Here is a 19,991-nt window from a genome sequence, read left to right as displayed (position 1 = left end):
CCGGGCTCAGACTAGCACATAGTGGCGGAATCACGCCAAGCGCCATCGACGGCCCTCAGAGCCCTCCGCGCGCCAACTTTCAACCAGGTCATGCGGAAAAGTCGGTGTCGGAGCACCATCTTGCAAACATGTAACATGACACCCTGTTCACTATACCGCCCCACCAGCCACAACAGCACCTCCAGCACCAACCGGGTCGGCCCCGCCGAGGACACCCCTGCACACCGACCGGACCCGACGTGGACACCCGGGCCCAAACGAGCCCGGCCCCGAGCCCCGACCGGAACGAACGCGATCCTCCGACCATTCCGGCAAACCCGGACGAGATCTCCATCGGGAAGGCGATTCAGGGAAAGAGGGCGCCATCTATCACGAAAGTCGCAGCCCTCGGACACCTCCTCGGCCGTGAGTCGCAGGCCCTTCAGAGTCCAGGAATAATCGGCGAGCAACTCGTCGAACTTATCATCGATCAATCCTATGGCATACGTCATGACGACGCCCCAAATCCTTCTGAACTCATGCGAACGTTTATTCCACATCCATGACACACCACGGGAGCGGACCATCATAATATCGCACCCGGGAAATGTCCCCAGACGCTCCCTGAATAAACTTTCCGGTGACGTATTGTTCTCGGTCACTCCTATTAAAGCGTCGTCCGGGGCCTGATCGTGAGATAACGGTCTCTACGCTCGCAGCCTTCTTTCTATCTTGTGGCCGGGCATAGTCTGGATGTGGCCACCAGCCTGATATTGTCCAAGAGGTCGCTCTTGGTGGCAGATGGTTACGGCCGGGCTTTCGGCGTGAGAAGCCGGTCTGCGACAAGAGGCGGTTTGATCCGTCCGTCTCGGGTGATAATGCGTGCTGGCGGTAGCGGGGCGCCATCCTTGAGCTGGTCGAGGAAGTCGAGCGCCGAGTAGCTGGTGGCGTCGAAGCTTGCGGGCACGAACTCGGCCGCGACGGCGTACACGTCTATCTTGTGCCCTTTTTCCGTCATGGCCTCCACCATGCCCCACATGGGGTTGGGGCGCTCGCCCTCATCAATGGCACTGGCTAGCTGCTGACGGCACTCCTCGACATCGTCGGCCCAGCTGCGCAGTGTGCGGCCGATAATCTGCGCCTGCCACTCGTAGTTGTCACCCATGGACTCGGTGGTCCAGCCCGGCCACATCTCCTTAAAGGGGCATGGACTGGTGTACTCGCCCGAGATTGACCACCAACGCAGTTCGCGCGCCGGGAAGTCAATGTGTATGCCGGTATCGGGGATCTCCTCGAATGCGCCCTCGTTCTGCTCGTCCCACAGCAGGGGCTCACCGGCCCGGGCCCGTTCAAGGACGGTGAGCGTGTGCTGGCGCATATTGTCCGGCCCGAGTTTGGTGACGGCATCGAGATCGCCGAGACCCCGCCACACCACCAGTTGCCCATCGTCAAGACGGATGGAGAACACGCCTGAGTCCCCGAAATCACCCCAAGGTCCGAACCACGCGGAGCCCTCGAGCGTCCTGGTGGCGTCGTGCTTTTCTGCGAAGATATCGGCGGGGTCGATGTCAGCTGCTTGGAGCACCCCGTCGGTGCTCTCAGCGGACCAGATAGCAGTCCACCCCGGCCAGCTGTGCTCCACGAGTGCGTTAATGAGGCGCGGCATGTACAGGCCGTCACTCTCCTCAGCCCATGTGACGTGCTTCGTCGCCATGTCGATCAGGAGCATGCCCTCTATCAGCGTCGACTTCACGCACTCATACAGCGAGTCACCCAGGGAGACCATTGCCCGGACTCTCTTCAAGGTCTTCTCAAAGCCGTTGATCGCAATGTCCTGCCCGATGGTCTGGGCGGCCCAATGATCGTAGTACAGCTCCCAGCCCGTCTCGGACCGGATCGCCACGACCAGCCGAGATCCCATAATGTGTCCTTCCTTGCGTAGCCAGGCGACGCGCGTAGTCGTGTCGTGTCCGAGCCTACCCGGCATCCGTCTGCCCGGCCTGCGGCGCGCCCGACACAGGTGCGTCCTGCACCGTCGAGGGTGAGAAGGGGAGGCTATACACGGCCCTGGTGAGGTCGGGTGTCCGATTCTGTCGCAATCTGAGGATCAGAGCCGACCCCACCCCGTCTTCGCCTTTGTACACCCAATGTCCACGCAGGTCAGAGGCTTGGGGTCCAACGCAGCAGAGAGTGCCCATCGCCCTGATCCTCAGATTGCGACACGTACACGGATCCGAGCCAGCAGACAGGCGGCAGACTACCTAAAGAGTTGTATCAAACTACTCGGGTTCGTGCCGGGAGAGCTCGACAGACACCTCCACCACCCGGATCCGTGCCAGGAGACGCAGCGGACGCCTTTTCGGTGTTGCTTTAACGGTCTTGTCGCGATCGCATTGGTGGGACAGGCGGGCGCGCGAGTGCTGAGGTGACCGTCGCTTCGCGGGGGTAGGTGGCGGGCTGCGGCCTGGGACGCGGTGTTGACCCCGCTACCGACGGCGAGCTGCGGGTGGTGACCACCACCGGCATCCTCGCCGACCTGGTGCGCAACGTCGCCGGGGACCGGGCCACCGTCACCCAGATGGTACCCGACGGCGCCGACCCCCACTCCTACGAGCCCGGCCTGCGTACCGTGCGGGACGTGGCCTACGCCGACCTGGCCTTCTCCAACTACCTCCTGCTGGAGGAGCACGCCATTATCCGCACCCTGGACGCCAACCTCCCCCGGGGCGCCGTGTCGGTGTCCATCGCCGAGGAGGCCTCCAAGGAGGGGGCCACCATCCTGCCCCTGGTGGAGGACCGCGCCCTGGAGGCCGTGTGGCTGGGCATGCGCGTGGCCGGCACCGGCAGCCGGTACGGCGCCGACCGCGCCAGCCAGGTGGACCTGAGCGTCACCGGCGTGGAGGGGCCGGGGGACGCCTCGGCCTACCTGACCACCACCTTCGGTGCCCCCGAGGTGGGCTTTACCTCCTCCGACGGCTTCGACGCCGGGGACGGCTACCGCCAGGACACCTCCACCCTGCCCGCCGACGCCCACCAGCACATGAGCTGGGCCTTTACCGCCCCGGGCGTCTACCGCGTCCACCTGAGCGCGTCCCTGCGCACCCGCGCGGGGGCCCGGCCCGTGCCCGTGGGGGAGGCCACCGCCGTCTTCGCGGTGGGGGTGGACCCCGCCCAGGTCGCCGCGGCCGAGGGCAGGCAGGTCCTGGAGGCCGGGCACGCGGACGTCACCGTGGACCTGGAGGCCGGGGCCGTGGACCTCATGGTGGACGCCGGGGTGCAGGTGTGCCCGCTCTACGGCGACACCCTGGACGAGGGCGCCCCGACCTACCTGGACATGATGCGCTTTAACGCCAACTCGCTGGCCCGGTGCCTGGGTGGTACCCCCGGCGGGTAGACGAGGTGCCGGGCCGTCGGCAGGCGGGCCGGGTGCCTCCCGGGCCGAGGCCCAACCCGGCTGGTGGTCCGGCACCGCCTGGAGGGCGTCCCGGGGCCGGCGTCACCGCCACATGGGCTGCGTCACTACCGGTCGGGCCCTCCGGGCGCCAGGGTCAGCGGGCTCGGCCCAGGGCTACCAGGCCCCGTCTGGTCCGCTGGGTCTGCCGGATTCGCAGGGTCTGTTGGGTCTGTTAGGCCCACCGGGTCCACAGGACCTGCCGACGCACACCAGGATCACACGTCATAATGTCAAGAAACTTCCCCTAGTCAAAGACTATCCCACACTATATTGGAGACGATAATGCGACCGTGTCATACCCGCCTGCGTCCCCGGCGCCTGACCGCCCTCCTGGCCCTCCTGGCCGCCGTCCTGGGCTCGGGCACGGCGGGGGCTGCCCCCACCCCGCCCCCGGACGACCCCGCCCTGGCCCAGAGCGTCGCCCCTGACGAGGCCGCCGCCAGCGACCCCGCCGTCATCGACGTCGGCCACGTGGACGTCGGCCCGCGCGTGGTAGGCGGCCAGTGGCAGGTCATGGCCCGTGACGACTCCGGTCCCGCCCCGGTGTGGCGCGACCCCGCCCGGACCGCCCTGCACGTCACCGACGCCGCCCTCATGGACGCGCCCACCGACCCCGCCTACGACTTCATGGGCGGCAGGGCCGGCGAGCGCTGGTACGTCGTCGCCCCAGACCCAGAACCCCGACGTCGTCTGGCTGGGCTGGAACACCCAGGACCCCGGCGTCACCCGGACCGTGCAGCGGGGCGCCACCATGAGCATCGGCCCCGCCAGCGGCCCCGGGCGCGCCTGGATGTTCCTCCAGAACGGCACCTTCGGCAAGCCCCTGCCCCTCATGGACTCCCAGACGGGGGCGCCCCAGGACGTGTGGTTGGACGTCAACACCCACGTCCACGCCAACTGGGTCTTCAGCGCCCCCGGCACCTACCTCGCCCGCCTCACCTTCAGCGCGGACACGCTCGACGGCAGGCACGTGAGCGCCACTACTGTCCTGCGCTTCGCCGTAGGCAGCGCCACCTCCACCCAGGACGCCCTGGCCCTGGACGCCTCCGCGGTCCTGGACGCCGGTGCTGCGGGGGCGACCCCCAGCACCCCGGCCACCACGCAGGACGCCTCCCCGGCCCCCGGGTCCGGTAGCCGAGCCACCCTGCTCGTAGGCGGCGGGGTCGTGGTCGTGGTCCTGGTCGGTGGCGCCTGGATCCTCCTGCGGGCCCGGGCCACCGCCCGCGAGCGCGCCCGGGCCCAGGCCGAGGTGCGTGCTGACCGGGAGGTGCGGACCGGCACCAGTACCACGACCGAGGGACCCACCGGGACCGCACCTGACACCGGGGCGCCAGCCGGGGCGCAGGCTGACCGGGAGGCCGGGACCGGCACCAGTACCACGACCGAGGGACCCACCGGGACCACCCAGCCCCGGGGAGGGCGGGAGTGAGCCCCCGTCCACCGGCCCTGAGCGTCAGCGGCCTGACCGTGGACCTCGGCGGCCGCCGGGTGCTCAGTGACGTGGACCTCACGGTGGGTGCTGGGGAGCTCGTTGGCCTCATCGGTCCCAACGGCGCCGGGAAGACCACCCTCCTGCGCGCCGTCCTGGGGCTGGTCCGCCGTCGGGCCGGGACGGTCACGGTCTGCGGGCACCCGGTGGACTCCCGCCGGATCGGCTACGTCCCCCAGCGCCACGAGTTCGCCTGGGACTTCCCCGTCAGCGTGCGCGACGCCGTCCTGAGCGGCCTGACCGGCTCACTGGGGTGGCTGCGCCGCCCCCGCCTGGAGCACCAGCGCGCCGTCGAGCAGGCCCTGGTCCGCGCCGGCATGGACGACCTGGCCACCCGGCCCGTGGGCGAGCTCTCCGGCGGCCAGCGCCAGCGGGTCCTGGTGGCCCGCGCCCTGGCCCTGCGTCCTGAGCTCCTCCTCCTGGACGAGCCCTTCACCGGCCTGGACATGCCCACCCAGGAGGTGCTCACCGACCTGTTCCGCACCTTGGCCGGCGAGGGCGAGGCCCTGCTCATGACCACCCACGACCTGGTGGCCGCCCGCTCCGAGTGCGACCGCCTCGTCCTGGTCAACCGCACGGTCATCGCCTCAGGCACCCCCGCAGCCCTGTCCGACCCCGACCCGTGGATCCGCACCTTCCAGGTCCGCCCCGGCAACCCCCTCCTGACCGCCCTGGGGCTGGGGCGCCAGACCCGTGGGCAGGCCGCCGCGGCCCCTGACCCGGTTCCCCAGCCCCACCCCCGCCCTGACCAGCTGAAGGACATCTCGTGCTCACCCCGATCGACTTCCTGACCGACCTGTTCAACCCCACCCTCGCCTTCCTCCCGCGGGCCCTGCTCATGGCGGTCCTGTCCGCCGTGGTCTGCGGGGTGGTGGGCACCCACGTGGTCCTGCGCGGCATGGCCTTCATAGGCGACGCCGTGGCCCACTCGGTCTTCCCCGGCCTGGCGGTGGCCTTCCTCCTCTCGGGATCCCTGGTCCTGGGCGGAGCCGTCGCGGGGGTGACCACGGCCGTCCTCGTGGCCCTGCTGAGCCAGAACCGGCGCCTGAAGGAGGACTCGGTCATCGGGGTCCTCTTCGTGGGGGCCTTCGCCCTGGGGGTGGTCGTTATCTCCCGGGCGCCGGGCTACGCCGGAAGCCTCCAGGACTTCCTGTTCGGCTCCATCACCGGCGTGCCGGCCAGTGACGTGCCGGTGGCGCTCGCGGGCGGGGCGGTGGTGCTGGCAATGGTGGCGGCCCTCCACCCCCAGATCGTGGCTGTGAGCCTGGACCGGGAGACGGCCCGCGCGGCCGGGCTGCCGGTCCTCCTCCTGGACGTGCTGCTCTCCGTGGCCGTGAGCCTGGCGGTGGTCATCTCCGTGCAGACCATTGGCAATGTGCTGGTCCTGGCCCTCCTGGTCACCCCGGCTGCCACTGTCCGGCTGCTGACCGACCGCCTGGGTACCATGATGTGGCTGGGGCCGCTCGTGGGGGCGCTGGCGAGCGTGGTGGGGCTCTACCTGTCCTGGTCCATTGACCTGCCGACCGGGGGGGGACGATCGTCCTGGTCCTCACGGCCGGGTTCGTGGCCGCCTGGCTGGTCGCTCCTCGTCACGGGCTCCTGGCGCGCAGGCGGGTGAGGCGCTAGTGCCGTCTGTGTACGACCACGGGATGCGTCAAAGCTATTGCCCGCTGAGACCCGCCCTCGAGCACGCCCCCGCAACGGGGCCCTATGGCTCGTTCCGGGGGCGCAGGGGGCCAGTCGCGGGTCCCTGCACCCTGCCCCGGGGGCGCAGGGGGTCAGCCAGAAAGCGCAGCCTCGCAGCGGGGACCTGCACCCCGAGCGGGTCACGGAGGCATTACGCGACCGTGGTAGGCTGGCCGCCAGCCACGGGCTGCTGCGCCCGTCGTGACTTCTCGACCTGCACACGTCAGCGAAGGCGGCGGGGTACGGGTGCGCAAATGGTTCTCGTCCTTGGAGAGGTTCCCCTATGACCCGTTTCCACGTGCTGCCGCACCCCTTATCCGTGCTGGTCGTCACCGGCCTGGCGCTGGCGGGCCTGGTGCTCCCCCCGAGCCCGGTCGCCGCCGCTCCTGCTGACCCCGCCTCCGTCTCCCCGGTCGCCTCCGGCCCCGCCCAGGACGGCTCCACCGCGTCCCCCGCCGGCGCGCCCGACGGCACGGGGCGTGCGGCCCTGAGCATCCCCGGGCCCGCCCAGGATCTCCCCCCGGCGGTCGCCGAGGGCCAGCAGGGCTACCTCCGCACCCTTCAGCCCGGCGACGCCGAGGCGGTGCCGGGCTGGCAGGCCCGGTCTGTCGCCGGCGAGTCCGTGACCGTCGGCTACACCTACCAGGGTGAGGACGGTTCCACGGACGGGAGGATCTACGCCTGGTCCGACCTGGACAGGGACGGCCAGGGCGGCGTCGCCCCCGGTAGCGCCCCGCACGACGCCACCCAGCCTGAGCCGGATAGCGCCACCGCCACCCAGGCCACTCAGGACGGCGCCAGCCAGGACGCCGCCACCCAGGACGCCGCCACCCAGGACGCCGCCACCCCGACCACCTCGGCCACTCCGGACGAGCCCGGTCAGGACGAGGGGGCCGGGCAGGAGGTCACCGGTCGGGGCAGGACGCCGGGCTCCGTCCTGGAGGACGGGAGAGGCTACCTGGTTGACCCCAATGGCTCCGCCGTCGTACGCCCCACCGGGAGCGCCACCACCTGGGCCTTTACCAAACCCGGCACCTACACCCTGCACGTGACGCCCAAGGGGCAGGGCGACGAGACCGCCTCCCGGGAGGCCGTGGACTACACCGTCACGGTCGGTGACGCCGTCGGCCAGGGCGGGGGCGCCCAGTCCGGGTCGGGGGCGGGCCCTGGGGCCCAGCCCGGCCCGGCCGGACAGCCTGCCCCGGCCGAGCAGGCTGGCCCGGCCACCGAGATGCCGGAGACGTCCCCCGGGACCCAGCCTGCCTCGCCCCCGGACGGGTCGGCCTTGAACGGGCAGAAGCCGGCACCGGAGCAGCAGGAGACCACCTCTAGCGCGCAGACGCCCACGGACGGGGCCAGCGCCTCGGACACCCGGCCGACCAACCCCGCCTCGCCTCAGGGCAGCCAGCAGTCCACGTCATCCAACGGCGTCGGGGGCTCCGCCTCGGGTGGTACCGGTAACGGCACCGCCTCCAGGCCTGGTACCGCCGTCACGCCCGGCCCGGGGCGCAGCTCGGGGACGACACCCGGTAGCGGGCGCTCGGCGACCACCCCGCCGGAGACCTGCCTGGCCACGACCGTTACCCGTGAGGCCACCGCCGAGGAGGCCAGGCGCCTGGGTATCTCGCCCAAGACGACGGCACCCGCCCCGACCCCGGTGGCCAACACGGCCGTGACCACCCTGACCTTCAAGGTGGGCGACGGCGCGCCCGCGGCCGGGGGCGTTGACAAGGGCGGCTTCGACCTGGGCCCCGTGGTGGAGAACGGCACCGTCCTGGCCCGGGTCAGGAACGACGACGACAAGTGGGTGGATCCCAGCAGCATGACCTTCGCCCTGGGGGGCGCGGCCAGGACCAAGGCGCCGGGAGACGTGTCCTCCGTGGCCGCCGAGGGCTCCACGGTCTGGGCCATCTCCTCTAGGGGCGGCGTGGGCTCGTTGTCGCTCGGATTGAGCGCCAGGCACAAGAACCTCGTCAGCGGGACCACCGGCGGGGTCGAGTTCACCCTGCTGTCCGTCTCCGGGCCCGACAAGGGCAAGGTCGGGGTCTACAGCCCCGGCTTCCTGGGCGGCGCCGTCGCCCGCGACAAGGACGGCAAGCCCGTCCTGTTCTTTGACAAGGAGGGCTCCGGCTACACGCTGCCCCACGAGGCCCGGGGGCTGCAGAACTGGATGTTCACCGAGCCCGGCACCTACAAGCTGACCATCGCCATGAAGGTCACCCCCGTCAGCGGGGAGCTCACGGGCTCCGTGGGGGGTGCCACCAGCGCCAGCCCCGCGCCCACCGGCCCCGGGGGCGCCACCAGCCCGGCGACCCCGGGCCCCGCGGCACCCACCAGCCCCGCTCCCGGCGGGTCCGGCGGCTCGAGCCCTGCGCCCAGCGGCCCGGCCGCGCCCACCAGCCCGGCAGCACCCGGCAGCACCGCCCCCGGTGGCGCCAGCACCGCCTCCCCGGGTGGTGTCAGGAGCGTCGCGGGCGGTGGCAGCCCGGCGGGCGTGAACGCCGTGGGCGCCGCCACCGGTCCCGACTCGTCCTCCGGATCCTCGGGCGGTCCCACCAGCCCCGGCTCCTCGGGCTCACCGGGGGCCTCGAACCCGAACTCCGCCAGGCCCACCGGGGCGCCCGCCAGCCCCACCGGGGCGCCTGCTGGCCCCACCGGGGCGCCTGCTGGCCCCACCGGGGCGCCTGCTGGCCCCACGCCTACCTCCTCCTCGACGCCCAGGAGCTCCGGCTCGACGGCTACGCTCGTGCCCACCGGGGAGACAGGGCCCAACGGCCTGCCCATGGTCAAGGAGATCGTGGGCCGCACCCCGTCGGGCAAGCCCTGCACCCCCGGATCCCTGGCCCGCACAGGCGCCTCGCCGCTGGTCCCCCTGACCCTGGCCGGGGTCCTGACGCTGGTGGGGACGGCGGCCGTCGTGACACGACGTCGGGCCCTGGCCCGGTACGTCAGTGCCCGGCGGTAAGTGCCGGGAATATAGCTCTCCGTTAGCGGCGACGTACCTTAGTCGGCGGCGACGTGCCTTAAAGGTACGTCCCCGTCAGCAAAGGTACGTCGCCAGCGCTTCACCACTGTCGAAGGTACGTCCCCGACGCCGCACCACCGACGAAGGCACGTCCCCGGCACCTCACCTCAGGCAAAGGCACGCCCCCGACGCCGCACCAGACGCCCCACCCGGCAGCCTGCGCGCCCCTCCGGCTCTAGCATGAGCGGTTCTGTCTGAAAACTAGCTTCAAGACACAATATGTGTCACAGTTGGAGATGGCCTGCCCACCCGTCAACGTCGATCGGAACGTGTATGTCCATCCTCCCTCCCCGGGCCCGGCGGGGCCTGACCGGCGTGCTCGCCCTGACCGCGAGCCTGGCCGTGGCCCCGGCCGTCACCGAGCTCAGCGGTGCGGGTGAGGTCGAGGTGAGGGTCACGCCCGACGGCGCGGCCTACGGCCCCGGCACCGTGACCGCCACGGTCACCTCCGGTACCGCCCGTATGACGGCCACCGCCACGCTCACCGTGACCGACCCCGCCGTCATCCCCCAGGAGCGCATGCGCGTGGTCTCCGTCGACTCCGAGGAGACGGCCCAGGAGGACGGGCGCGCGGCCAACCTCCTGGACGGTGACCCGACCACCTACTGGCACTCGGACTGGTCCACCACCAACACCGACCCCCCGCACCAGGTGACCATTGACCTGGGTGCCACCGAGCGCCTGGAGTCGGTGACCTGGACCCCGCGTCACAACACCGACAACGGCCTGATCAAGGACTACGAGATCTGGACCTCCGCCGACGAGGCCTGTGGGGACGGCACCTTCACCCGGGCGGCCCAGGGGACCTGGGAGCACGACCGTCAGGCGCGGACCGTCACCCTGGGCGGGGTGGACGCCCGCTGCGTGCGGGTCGTCTCCACGGGCCGGGCCTGGTACGGGAACTGGGCCACCGGCGCCGAGTTCACGGCCCGCCGGGTGGTGGGGTCGACGCCTGGGCCCAGCCCGGAGCCTACGCCCGGGCCTACCGCTGGGCCCAGTCCGGAGCCGGAGCCGACACCCAGCCCGGAGCCCACCACTGGGCCCACCGCCGCCCCGGAGCCCAGCCCGACTGCCGCCCCTACGCCGGCTCCTGAGCCGACACCTGCCCCTACACCGGGGCCCACGTCCAGCCCGGCACCGCAGCCCACCACCGCACCCACCCCGCCACCTGCCCAGGGCGTACCCGCCTTTGTGACCGCCGTGGCGGCCAGCGGCAGGGGCACGGTCCTGCGAGGTGACTGGGACGGGGACGGCACCGTGACCTACGCCGCGCGTGTGGGCACGCGGGTGGTCTTCTACAACGAGAACACGGTCCTGGCCTCCCCGGCCGCGACGCTCTCCCTGGGGCGGGCCTCCGACACGGTCTACGTCGGTGACTGGGACGGGGACGGGTGGGACACCCTCGCCCTGGTGCGTGGTGGTCGGGTCCTCCTCCAGACCCGCCTGACCAGCGCCGTCACCACCGAGGGCAGCCAGGACGACCTGGCCAGGGCACGCCCGCAGGGCTAAGCGGCCGTCTGTCTAGGACCACCCGTCCAGGGCCCGCACCCAGCCGCGAGAACGGTACTTATTCCTCGCGAGAACGGTACTTGTTGGCCGTGAGAACGGTACTTGTTGGCCGTGAGAACGGTACTTGTTCGTCGCGAGAACGGTACTTGTTGCGTGGGCAGGAGGTCTGGTTGTGGGGGTGTGGGATGGCTGCTGGTGGAGGGCGGGGGCTGGGACTGGAGGCGGCCGCCACCAGGTGAGGGTCGGAGCGTCTGCCGGTAGCGTGGCTGTCAGGGGCCGGGGAGCCTGGGTGGTGGTGTTGCACATTCATCCTGAGGTCCTGGTCAGGGTGGTGGCGTGGTTCCAACGGTTTCCCGGCACGGGAGGTGTCCGGGGACGGGATGAATGTGCAACGTGGGCGTCGTTGCACATTCATCCTGGTTCACGGCCCCGGGTCGTCAGGCGGATCCGCGTGATCCCGCCGTTTACTGATCGCGGTTTGTAGAAAGAATGTGCAACTCCGCCAGCCGGGTCAGCGACCTGCTCGCGACCGCCAACCGGGAACATGGACGCAGTACCCGCGACCGCCAGGCGGCCCGCCACCGGGCTGGCGGCCTGCTACCGGGCCAGCGGCCGCCGTGCCCTGGCGTACGACGTGGGCAGGGCCTGGTTGCAGGCCTCGCGTTAGGGCTTGACGTCCTCTGTGCGGGGGCAAGCTCGTATTCTGATTGGTGCTGAGCGCGACTTGACGTCCTCTGTGCGAGGGCAAGAGGCGTTTACAGGCCCGCAGTCCGTGGGCGGCCTCCAGGTTGTACGAGTTCTTGCAGATCTCGCAGGTTCTTGATCCGGCCCTCTGCTGGACCCCAAGATATCCCCACAATCCTGTAGGCCCCAGGGGCGGCCCCTACAGGAACCAGTGCAGTCCGCAGAAACTCGTGCAGTCTGCAAAAGAACCAGTACAACCTGGAAACCGTCACGATTGGTCCTATGAGCTGCCTCCCTGTCCTCGCGGGAAAGGTCGCCCGTGTCTGGCGGAGGAATCCGAGCAGGCCTGCTGCCTCCCCGTCCTCGCGGAGAGGTGCCGCGACGCGACCGACTTGGCTCCAGGGATACCGGGCTCGGCCCCTGGTGTCCAAAAAGGCGTCTTCAGCACGGCGTAGGCGTGCCTCCTGCGTCTACCTCGACCTGGTATACAGGAAGGCGCCCGGGGCCCTGGGACGACAGTAAGTCATCGCTATCTTCCGCTGCCGATGTCATGGGTTGCACTACTTTTTGGGGACGTAGCAGGTCACTTTGCTGCTGCTTATGTCAATCAGGCAATTCCGATTCATTCCGAGTGTGTGTCGCGGTATAAAATCTAGACAAGTGATTTCTTTGACAGACTGTCGATAATAGTAATCGTTTTCGTCGTGATCAAGAATGTCTGAGTCGGAGCATTTCTTGGTCTTGCCAGTAGTAAAGTCGACAAAGTCGATGGAAGGATCGTTATCTGATCTTCTTGTGAGAGCCCCTGAGCCATCTGCCAGAATGCGAGTATTGGGTTGGTGGAAGTTGATGGCAGGTCCGGTACTCCCGTCCTTGTTTCTAAGACTGAGCGAAACATAGTCCCCGTGACTTTCTCCGTTGAATACCAGTACGGTGCCGTTCTCTGTAACGACTGCCGCCATGCCGGTCAGTTCGTCCAGTGAGCGGCGGACCACGTCCAATGCGGGGGTGCCGGCAAAGAATATATCTTCGCAGTTACCGATCTTCTGCTCCCACTGCGGTTCCCCGGTGAAGCTAAAAGCCCTGGCGGTCACAGTCTCCGACTGTGAGAAGCGGCCTGTAACGGCGACGACGCCGTCTGTGCATACAATGAGGCCGTTGGAGGACGGCAGCTGTGATATCGTCTCCCCTGTGGTGGTGTTAATAAGGCGCATAATTCTGTCCATATCGTTTGGATGCCCTATGAGAGGATTCCCTATGAGGACGTCTGGTTGCATTGGGTCAAAGAACACGCTGCCGTAGGACTCGGATGTGCTCCAGATCGTCCTACCCTGACGGTCAATTGCACTAATGGGGCCGGTGGTGATGTCGCTGAGGCCCGAGCAGATGTTGGGGCCGCAAGGTGTTCGCTTGAAGAGGAGGGCCGAGCTGTCGTCAACCGCTCCCAGGAACAGGTGTGACGTCATATCCCAGGGAACGGTGGTGGCGTCACCATTGCGGGGGTCAATGATCCTGTCCTGCCATATTGGCGAGTCGCCCCACCAGAATGCATGTGCGCTAAACTCTGATGCGCCGCTTCGGTACTCGTTCTTCCAGGGAGAGGTGCTAACCGTGACAGGGGTGCCGGGTCCGGATGCACTGATTGGGTACAGAAGGTGCGAGCTCTCCTTTCCGGGAGATCCCTCGTAGGAGAGGATGAGGATGAAGTCTCCCTTAGCTGAAATGATCTCGTCCTTAGCGTCTACGTCCTTAATCGACCATGCCTCTGTGACACCTCGGGCGAAGTCTGGTGACAGGGCGGATATGGAGAACGTTCTATGTTCTCCTGAGGGGGTCTGTGGTTCCTCTTCTGTGGGGTCCTGGGGTTCTTCTGAGAGGTAGTGGGAGAGGCTCCAGGTTCCTAGGGCGCTGAGGGTGGCTAGGGCGGCTCCGCCTGCGAGGAGGGGGGGTGCTCGGTTGATGGTGCGTCGGGACGGGCCCTGGGGGCGCGTGGTCCCCGTGGTGGCTGGGCCGGTGGTTGGGGCCGGGGTGTTGGCGGGGGCCAGCCCCGCGGCCGGGGCCTGGTTGCCAGCGGCCGGGGCCGGGTTGGTGGCTGGGGTGTTGGTGGGGGTCGGGTTGCCGGTTGTGGTGGCTTGGTACTGGTCTATCCACTGTTGGAGGGCGGGATAGCAGTGGGGGTGGGCGGCAATAACCGGGTGCAGGTCGGGGCGAGTTGCGGCTATGCGAGCTAGCTCGATTGCAGGGGTGTGCGGGTTACTCAGGGCCTCGGCGTCAGGGTCCCGGGGTGGCGTGGGGGGGGGGTGGTAGGTGATGGGGTGGTGGTCATGGGTGGAGGGTAGCTCGGGTGGCGTGTGCGTCGTCGTGCCTGGTGGGGGCAGGTTCCTGTCCGTGGTGTAATGGCCTGGTGTCCTCCTGCGTCGGGGACGTACCCTAGCTGCCGGGGACGTGCCATAGTCACCGGTGACGTACTCTGGATGCCTTCTGGGGTACGTCGCTGATGGCTAGGGTACGTCGCCGATGACTAGAGTACGTCCCCGTGGGGGATGAGGGGGGCGAGAGGTAGCGAGGTGCCACGGGCCCGGCGGGCGCCCCCTCGCAGCGCCCCGTCCTCGCGACGGACGGCCCTGCGCCTCTGTCGGACAATCCCCGCCCGTGGGTACGCGCCCCGTCCTCGCGACGGGCGGCCCTGCGGCAGGGGCGTCCGCCGCCAGGCCACCAGGGCGACCCCCGTTCTCACGGCCAACAAGTACCGTTCTCACGAGCAACAAGTACCGTTCTCGCGGCGAATAAGTACCGTTCTCGCGACGAACAAGTACCGTTCTCGCGGAGACTCGCGGAGGGTAGAGAGGGAGGGAGGAGGGTGCGCGAGGGGCGGGTGGGCGTCCAGGCTACGGGCGGTCTCGAGCAGGAGCTGACGGTGCCCCGGGACATATCCGTCGGGCGTCCAGGCCGCGGGCGATCTCGAAGCCCTGCGCGCAGGGGCGGGTGGGGGTTAGTCGTGGTCGTGCAGGTGGCGCAGGCCCGCCACAATGAGCTTGAGCTTGGCGTCCAGGAAGCCCCTCCACACCAGGGAGCGGTCGGGGACCAGCTCGTTGGGCAGGCGCACGCCGGGGCGGGTGCGCGGCCAGTCCTCCAGCGGCCCGGCGGTGCGCATGGCCCTCAGCGACAGGTGGGCGGACACTATGGTGTCGCCGGTGGCGTCCAGGGCCAGGACGGCGTCGGCGTGCCCCAGGCCCTCAGCCTCCAGGGCCTCCAGGAAGGCGTTCATGGCGGTGGCGAAGGACTGGAACGCCCAGGGCACGGTCAGCAGCACCTGGGACAGGCCGGGGTGGGCCTCCAGCACCTCCCACATGGACTCCGCCCCGGCGCGCAGCACCGGCTCCCAGTCGTGGTGCCCCTGCGCGGAGCGGATCGCGGCGGCTACGGGCACGGCCGCCTGGTCCCCCAGGCGGTCCAGGCAGGCGCGCAGGAGGTCGTCGCGTGAGGAGACGGTCCGGTACAGGGCCGAGGTGCGCACGCCCAGGCGCTTGGCCACGGCGGTGAGGCTGAAGGCGTCCACGCCCTCCTCCAGGGCGGCGTCGACGACGTCCTGGCGCGAGAAGCTGGGCTTCGGGCCGGTGGGTCGTCCGAGGGTGCTCATGAGATCACACTAACGCCGGAACACGTCCGCTTGCCTGCCGGAAGGAGTGCGCTGTAAGGTCTGCCTCAGTCAACCGTGAAATATTTTCACAATTAGGTGAGGCACCCATGAACACCCATTCCTCGGCCGTGTCGGGCAGGGCGGAGCCAGCTCCCCAGTCCGACGCCGCCCTCCCTGACCCCTGGGTGGCCCCGGAGGCTGGCAGCACCGCCCCGGCAGGCGCCCCCGGGACCGACAGCGCCGCCCAGACGGGTGCCCGGACGAACACTCAGACAGACGCCCGGGTACCCACCCAGGCGGACGCCCAGGCGGGCACCCAGGCGACGGGCGCCCAGGCGGGCACCCGTACGGATACCCAGAAAGACGCCCAGGCGAACACCCAGACGGACGACAAACGCAAGTCCGTCGCGGGCCAGGCGGCCATGAGGCGCCTGAGCGCCCCGGTACGCACCCGCCTGCGGGTGAGCCAGGTCCTGGTCGTGGTCTCCGCGGTCCTGGCCGTCGCCCCCTACGTCGCCCTGGCCCAGCTCGGCGACGTCCTGCTCGACGCCTACCACGCCGGCACCGTCCCGGACCCCGACCGCGTCTGGCACGTCGTCATGGTGCTGGTCAGCGCCTACTCCACGCGGCTCCTCCTCTACTTCGTGGCCCTGCTGGCCACCCACCTGGCTGACCTGAGCCTGCGGGACCACCTGCGCCGGGACATTGTGGCGCGCCTGTCCCACGTCCCCCTGTCCTGGTTCACCGCCTCGACCTCGGGCAGGGTGCGCAAGGCGGTCCAGGACGACACCACCACCGTGCACACCGTCATCGCCCACGGGCCGGTGGAGATGCTCAACGCCGTCGTCTCCCCGCTGGCGCTGCTGGCCTACGCCTTCTGGATCGACTGGCGTCTGGCCCTGCTGGCCCTGGTCACGGTGGTCCTCTACATCCTGACCTACTCCCTGACCCTGCGGGGCATGAACGAGAAGACGGTGGAGATGGACCGCCGTCTGGCCGAGGTCTCCTCCTCCATGGTCGAGTTCGTCTCCGGCATCTTCGTGGTCAAGGCCTTTGGGCGGGTCGGCCGCGCCCACACCGCCTACCTGCACGCCGCCGACGGCTTCTCCTCCTTCTACCGCGCCTGGGCCCTGCCGCTGATCTCCATCAGCTGCCTGTCCTTCACCTGGGTGTCCGTCCCGGTGGTCCTGCTGGTCAACCTGGGCGGCGGCGCCCTGCTCCTGCACGCCGGGGTGGTCACCCTGCCCCAGGTCCTGGTCACCACCCTCATCGCCCTGGTCCTGCCCGGTGCCATTATCACCGTGGCCTCGATCTCCTGGTCCTACCAGATGGCCGGGGCCGCGGCCCTGCGCCTGTGCGAGATCCTCGACGTCCCCGTCCTGCCCCAGGCCGCCCGCCCCCGCGTACCCGAGTCGGCCCGCGTGGAGATCGACCACGTCAGCTTCTCCTACGGGCAGACCCTCGCCCTCGACGACGTCACCCTGACCCTGGAGCCCGGCACGGTCACCGCCCTCCTGGGCCCCTCCGGGTCCGGCAAGTCGACCCTGGCCACCCTCATCGCCCGCTTCTCCGACCCCGACACCGGGGCCGTGCGCATCGGCGGGGTGGACCTGCGGGAGATGGAGGAGCAGACCCTGTACGACACCGTCTCCTTCGTGCTCCAGGACGCCCAGCTCCTCAGCGCCTCGGTACGTGACAACATCGCCCTGGGGCGGCCGGGGGCGACCCTGGAGGAGGTGCGATCCGCCGCCCGCGTCGCCCAGATCGACGACGTCATTATGGCCCTGCCCCACGGGTACGACACCGTCATCGGGCGGGAGACCTCGCTGTCGGGCGGGCAGGAGCAGCGCGTCGCCATCGCCCGGGCGGTCCTGGCCGATAACCCCGTCCTCCTGCTCGACGAGGCCACGGCCATGGCCGACCCCGAGTCCGAGGCCGAGATCCAGCGGGCCCTGTCGGCGCTGGTGCGGGGCCGTACGGTCCTGGTCATCGCCCACCGTCCCGGCGCCGTGCGCGGGGCGGACCGCATTGTCGTCATGGACCGCGGGCGCGTGGTGGCCGCCGGACGTCACGAGGAGATCGTCGACGAGCCCCACTACCAGGCACTGCTGCGTCAGGGCGGCCTGCTCAGCGGGCCTGCGGGGGCCGGGCAGCCCGGTCCAGGCGGGCCAGCCGGGCCGGGCAGCCCGGGAAGCCCGGGAGGCGGGCCAGCCCACCCGCGCCGGTCGGAGCCAGCCGGGCAGGCCGACGTCGGGGGCGCCCGGGGCCGAGTGGCCCAGACCCGCGCAGGTCGGGCGGATCCGGCGGCCCCACGCACCCAGGCCCGGGCGGGTCAGGCCCGAGCAGGCCGGACGGCCCCACGCACCCAGGCCCAGGCCCGGGCGGGTCAGGCCCGCGCAGGCCGGGCGGCCCAAGCGGACCCGGCGGCCCGCGTAGGCCGGGCGGCCCAGGCAGAGACGGCCCAGGACAAGGAGGACCTCAAGTGAGCGCCCAGACCACCACGACCACCACGACCACCACCTCCGGGGGCGCCGGGCGCCGTCGGCCCCCGCTGCTGCGCCAGTACCGCCGGCTCATGAGCCAGCGGTCGTGGGCCCAGCTGTGCCGCGGCATCGTCCTGGGGGCGGTCACCGGCTCCCTGTGGGGCCTGTCCCTGCTCGCCCTCCTGCCCGCCTCGGTCTCCCTGGCCACCGGGGAGCCGTCCTGGGGCCTGGGCCTGGGCGGCTGGCTGGGGGTCCTGGGCGGGTGCGCCCTGACCGCGGCCGTCACCGACTTCGTCGCCCAGCGCTCGGGCATGATGGGGGCCCTGGGCTTTATGGCGGACGTCCACCACGCCATCGGCGACCGGGTCGCCACGCTGCCCCTGTCCTGGTTCAACGCGGAGTCCGCCGGCACCCTGTCGCGCGCCGTGAGCCAGGAGATGGTCTCCCTGGGGGAGTCCGCCGCCCACTTCCTGCACAAGGTCTCCTCCACCGTCGCCAGCTGCGCGGTCATCTGGCTGGGGTCCTGGCTGTGGGACTGGCACCTGGGGGTCCTGCTGACCTGCGCGGTCCCGCTGCTGGTCCTGTTCCTGCGCTGGTCGCGGCGCCTGGTGGACCGCGGCAAGACGGTCTCCGAGCCCACCGAGCGCGAGCTCGCCTCCCGCATTGTGGAGTTCTCCCGCTGCCAGGGGGCGCTGCGCTCCTGCCACGTGGGCTCCGGCTACCCCCAGCTGGCCAGCGCGTTCGACGACGCCGCTGCCGCCTCCCACCGGGCCCTGTGGTGGGAGTCGGCTGGCACCCTCCTCAGCGGTGCCCTGGTCCAGGCCATTGTCGTCGCCATGATCACCCTGAGCGCCGCGCTCGCCCTGGGCGGTGACCTCGAGCCCCTGCGCGCCGTGGTCACCATCGGCCTGTGCCTGCGCTTCACCACCATGCTGGAGGACATTGGCAACACCGTCAACGGTATTGAGGAGCGTCGTCAGATGATGAACCACCTCAGCAGCGTCATGGACGCCCAGCCCCTGCCAGAGCCCCAGACCTCCTCGCTCATGGGCGAGCCGGGCGCCGTCGAGCTCATTGACGTCACCTTCGGCTACGAGGAGGGCACCACGGTCCTGCGCGAGGTGGACCTGCGGGTACCGGCCCGCACCATGTGCGCCGTCGTGGGGCCCTCGGGGGCCGGCAAGACCACGATCGCCCGCCTGGTGGCCCGCTTCTACGACGTCTGGTCCGGGCAGGTCAGGGTCGGTGGGGCCGACGTGCGCTCCCTGACCACCAAGGACCTCATGGAGCAGCTGTCCATGGTCTTCCAGGACGTGTATCTCTTTGACGACACCCTGGCGGCCAACGTCCGCGTGGGGGACCCTGACGCGGACCAGGAGCGCCTGCGCTGGGCCGCGGACCTGGCGGGCGTGACCGAGATCGTGGACCGGCTTCCCCAGGGGTGGGACACCCGCGTGGGGGAGGGCGGACGGGCCCTGTCCGGCGGTGAGCGCCAGCGCGTCTCCATTGCCCGCGCCCTGCTCAAGGGCGCCCCGATCGTGCTGCTCGACGAGGCCACCAGCGCCCTGGACGCGGAGAACGAGGCCAATGTCGTGGCCGCCATGGAGGAGCTGCGACGCACCTCCACGCTCATTGTCATCGCCCACAAGCTGGAGACCGTCGCCGCCGCCGACCAGGTGGTGGTGCTCGGGGCCGACGGGCGGGTGGCCCAGACGGGGCGGCACGACGACCTCGTGACGCTCCCCGGCCGGTACCGGGACTTCTGGGAGGCACGCAGCAGGGCCCAGGGCTGGACCCTGGTCTAGGGCCGGTCCTACTCCTCCTCCCGGGCCGGTGCGTTGTCACCTGGGCCGGTGCGTCGTCACCGACCCGGCAGGAGGACAGTGCGTTGTCACCGGCCCGGCAGGGGCCGGGGCGTGGGCAGGCCCGCTCGTCCCTCTCGTCCCGGGTGGGTGCTGGCCTGGCAGGGGCCGGGGCGTGGGGGCACGGGACCGGGGCCGCCGGGTAGGGAATGTCACGACCAGATCACCTGCTGCCACCCA

General features: G+C 70.2%; 10 protein-coding genes and 1 pseudogene. 8 read left to right on the top strand and 3 right to left on the bottom strand.

From position 1 onward, the window contains the following. Positions 1-784: 784 nt before the first annotated feature. Positions 785-1,900, bottom strand: a complete 1,116-nt coding sequence (locus JJJ15_RS05195; protein ID WP_200511677.1) for a hypothetical protein — start codon at positions 1,898-1,900, stop codon at positions 785-787. A gap of 528 nt (positions 1,901-2,428) precedes the next feature. Here JJJ15_RS05195 and JJJ15_RS05190 point away from each other — a divergent pair. From JJJ15_RS05190 to JJJ15_RS05165, 6 genes and pseudogenes are all read left to right on the top strand, one after another. Continuing rightward, positions 2,429-3,373, top strand: coding sequence for an anchored repeat ABC transporter, substrate-binding protein (locus tag JJJ15_RS05190; protein ID WP_200511676.1), 945 nt, complete (start codon positions 2,429-2,431; stop codon positions 3,371-3,373). 580 nt (positions 3,374-3,953) lie between these two features. Next, positions 3,954-4,862 carry a choice-of-anchor M domain-containing protein gene (locus JJJ15_RS13410; RefSeq protein ID WP_200511675.1) on the top strand — a complete coding sequence of 303 codons (909 nt, stop codon included), beginning with the start codon at positions 3,954-3,956 and terminating at the stop codon, positions 4,860-4,862. After that, positions 4,859-5,713 (top strand): anchored repeat-type ABC transporter ATP-binding subunit, encoded by an 855-nt coding sequence (locus JJJ15_RS05180; RefSeq protein ID WP_246742158.1) that lies wholly within the window; start codon positions 4,859-4,861, stop codon positions 5,711-5,713. Before JJJ15_RS13410 ends, JJJ15_RS05180 begins: the two co-directional genes overlap by 4 nt. Continuing rightward, a pseudogene (locus JJJ15_RS05175) lies at positions 5,689-6,548 on the top strand (anchored repeat-type ABC transporter permease subunit). Before JJJ15_RS05180 ends, JJJ15_RS05175 begins: the two are co-directional and overlap by 25 nt. Positions 6,549-6,891: 343 nt before the next feature. After that, the gene (locus JJJ15_RS05170; RefSeq protein ID WP_200511674.1) at positions 6,892-9,573 is read left to right on the top strand and encodes a choice-of-anchor M domain-containing protein; all 2,682 of its coding nucleotides are present in this window, start codon (positions 6,892-6,894) and stop codon (positions 9,571-9,573) included. A 333-nt stretch (positions 9,574-9,906) separates the two neighbouring features. After that, positions 9,907-11,142 (top strand): discoidin domain-containing protein, encoded by a 1,236-nt coding sequence (locus JJJ15_RS05165; RefSeq protein WP_200511673.1) that lies wholly within the window; start codon positions 9,907-9,909, stop codon positions 11,140-11,142. 1,244 nt (positions 11,143-12,386) lie between these two features. Here the strand turns inward: JJJ15_RS05165 and JJJ15_RS05160 are convergent. Continuing rightward, positions 12,387-13,292: a hypothetical protein gene (locus JJJ15_RS05160; protein WP_200511672.1), complete on the bottom strand. Its 906-nt coding sequence runs from the start codon at positions 13,290-13,292 to the stop codon at positions 12,387-12,389. Between the two features lie 1,526 nt (positions 13,293-14,818). Further along, positions 14,819-15,466 carry a TetR/AcrR family transcriptional regulator gene (locus JJJ15_RS05155; protein WP_200511671.1) on the bottom strand — a complete coding sequence of 216 codons (648 nt, stop codon included), beginning with the start codon at positions 15,464-15,466 and terminating at the stop codon, positions 14,819-14,821. A gap of 422 nt (positions 15,467-15,888) precedes the next feature. On the opposite strand from JJJ15_RS05155, the gene JJJ15_RS05150 reads away from it, so the two are divergent. After that, positions 15,889-17,952: an ABC transporter ATP-binding protein gene (locus JJJ15_RS05150; protein WP_200511936.1), complete on the top strand. Its 2,064-nt coding sequence runs from the start codon at positions 15,889-15,891 to the stop codon at positions 17,950-17,952. Continuing rightward, complete coding sequence (locus JJJ15_RS05145; protein ID WP_246742157.1) at positions 17,949-19,754, top strand: ABC transporter ATP-binding protein; 1,806 nt, start codon at positions 17,949-17,951, stop codon at positions 19,752-19,754. Before JJJ15_RS05150 ends, JJJ15_RS05145 begins: the two co-directional genes overlap by 4 nt. The last annotated feature ends 237 nt before the right edge of the window (positions 19,755-19,991 follow it).

Origin of the sequence: Actinomyces sp. HMT897 (genome assembly GCF_016626125.1) — a bacterium.
In the GTDB taxonomy this organism is placed as follows: Bacteria; Actinomycetota; Actinomycetes; order Actinomycetales; family Actinomycetaceae; genus Actinomyces.
Note: the sequence above shows the minus strand (reverse complement) of the source record. Positions and strands in the feature narration are given on the sequence as shown.